Genomic DNA, 2202 nt, shown 5'->3' with positions numbered 1-2202 from the left:
CACCGGCTCGCGGGAGGTGGCCGTCGCGGGGTGCGCCAGGCCGTCGACCGTGGCGAGCGCGACCCGCAGGCCCGAGCCGCCCGAGTCCACCCCGAGGACCCAGGGGTCCCCGGCGCGGCCGGTCACGGCAGCCGCCAGTCGATGGGCTGTGCGCCCTGCCGCGCGAGCAGGTCGTTGGCCCGGCTGAAGGGGCGCGAGCCGAAGAAGCCGCGGTCCGCCGACATGGGGGAGGGGTGCGGCGACTCGATCGCCGGATACGCGTCGAGCCACGGCCGCGTGTTGCGCGCGTCCCGGCCCCACAGGATGGACACCAGGGGGCGCCCGCGCGCGGCGAGGGCCTTGATCGCCTGCTCGGTCACCTGCTCCCACCCCTTGTCGCGGTGGGAGGCGGGGCGTCGGGGCGCCACGGTCAGCGCCCTGTTGAGCAGCAGCACCCCCTGCTGTGCCCAGGGCGTCAGGTCGCCGTTCGACGGCGCGGGCAGGCCGAGGTCGGTGCCGAGCTCCCGGTAGATGTTGAGGAGGCTGCCCGGCAGCGGGCGCACCTCCGGCGCCACGGAGAAGCTCAGCCCCACCGCGTGCCCCGGCGTCGGGTACGGGTCCTGCCCGACGATCAACACCCGTACGTCGTCGAAGGGTTGCTGGAAGGCGCGGAGCACGTGTGAGCCCGCCGGGAGGTAGGTGCGCCCGGCGGCGATCTCCGCGCGCAGGAACTCTCCCATCGCGGTGATCTGCCCGGCCACGGGTTCCAGGGCCTTCGCCCAGCCCGCTTCGACGATTTCATGCAAGGGTCGTGGTGCCACGGCGTCACCCTACTGCCGTCCGCACAGGGCACTTCAACCGGCGGTCGGCCGGGGCGCACGGCGGCCCCTCGCGGCCGACCGGCCCGCCCGCGTCACCCCACGACGGCCGCACGCACGCACAGCACGTCCGGTAGGTGCGACGCCAACTGCTGCCAGCTGTCCCCGTCGTCGGCCGACGCGTACACCTCGCCGTTGCGATTGCCGAAGTACACGCCCGCCGGGTCCGCGTCGTCCGTGCACAGGGCGTCCCGCAGGACCGTGCCGTAGTGGTCGCCCTCGGGCAGGCCCCGGCTCAGCGGCTCCCAACTCGCGCCCGCGTCCTGGGTGCGGAAGACGCGGCAGCGGTGATCGGCCGGGACCCGGTCCGCGTCCGCGGTGATCGGGAAGACGTACGCCGTGTCGCCGCGGTGCGGGTGGGCGGCCACGCCGAAGCCGAACGTCGAGGGCAGCCCGGCGCCGATGTCCGTCCACTTCCCGCCCGCGTCGTCGCTGCGGTACACGCCCCAGTGGTTCTGCAGATACAGCCGGTCCGGGTCGGCGGCGTCCCGCGCCACCTTGTGCACGCACTGTCCGAACTCCGGATCGGGGTCGGGCAGGAACACCGCGGACACCCCCGAGTTCGACGGCGCCCAGCTCTCTCCGCCGTCCGCCGAGCGGAACACCCCGGCCGTCGACACCGCCACCGTCAGGGCACGCGGGTCGCGCTCGTCCGTGAGCACCGTGTGCAGGCCCTCGCCCCCGCCGCCCGGCACCCACTGCGAGCGCGTCGGGTGCTCCCACAGCGGGCGGCACAGCTCGAAGGTCTCACCGCGGTCCCGCGAGCGGTACAGCGCGGCCGGCTCCGTGCCCGCGTACACCACGTCCGGTTCGGCGGCGGCCGGGTGCAGCTGCCAGACCCGCTCCAGTGAAGCCCCGGTGTCCTTGGGGAACTTGACGGCGGGCGCGGCCGGCTCGGTCCAGGTGCGGCCCAGGTCGTCCGAGTGGAAGACGGAAGGGCCCCAGTGCGCGCTGTCCCCGCTCGCCAGCAAACGGGGGGTGTCCCCCCGGGTGTCGAGGGCGACGGCGTACACCGCCTGCGCGTTGAAGTACGGACTCTCGTCGAATTCCCAGGCCGCTCCACCACGCTTTCGCCCCAGGAACAGGCCTTTGCGCGTGCCCACCGCCAGCAGTACATCGGTCATGCCGAACACCTCCGAAACGTCGTTGTCTCCAGGTATCGGCCAGTCTGCACCCCGCCACTGACAATGGCCGCCGCATACGGCTGCGCCGCAGGTCAGCGGGCGGTTCCCGGACGCCGGAACTGCCACAGCAGCATCAGGGGCACGCCTGCCCCCGCCGCGTGCGCGGCCCGGGGCGCGAGGCCCGCGAGCGACCACGGCCAGGCCTCCCACGGGCCGGGCCC

At 74.3% G+C, this 2202-nt stretch carries 2 protein-coding genes; both read right to left on the bottom strand.

Going from position 1 to position 2202, the window contains the following annotated elements:
• Nucleotides 1–122: 122 nt before the first annotated feature.
• Nucleotides 123–800, bottom strand: a complete 678-nt coding sequence (locus tag G3I40_RS20225) for a uracil-DNA glycosylase (protein ID WP_164303551.1) — start codon at nt 798–800, stop codon at nt 123–125.
• Between the two features lie 92 nt (nt 801–892).
• Complete coding sequence (locus tag G3I40_RS20220) at nt 893–1981, bottom strand: sialidase family protein (RefSeq protein WP_164303549.1); 1089 nt, start codon at nt 1979–1981, stop codon at nt 893–895.
• Between the last annotated feature and the right edge of the window lie 221 nt (nt 1982–2202).

The sequence above is a fragment of the Streptomyces sp. SID14478 genome, assembly GCF_010548525.1.
Taxonomy (GTDB): Bacteria; Actinomycetota; Actinomycetes; order Streptomycetales; family Streptomycetaceae; genus Streptomyces.
The sequence above is the reverse complement of the archived record's forward strand: the minus strand, read 5'-3'. Positions and strand labels throughout refer to the sequence as shown.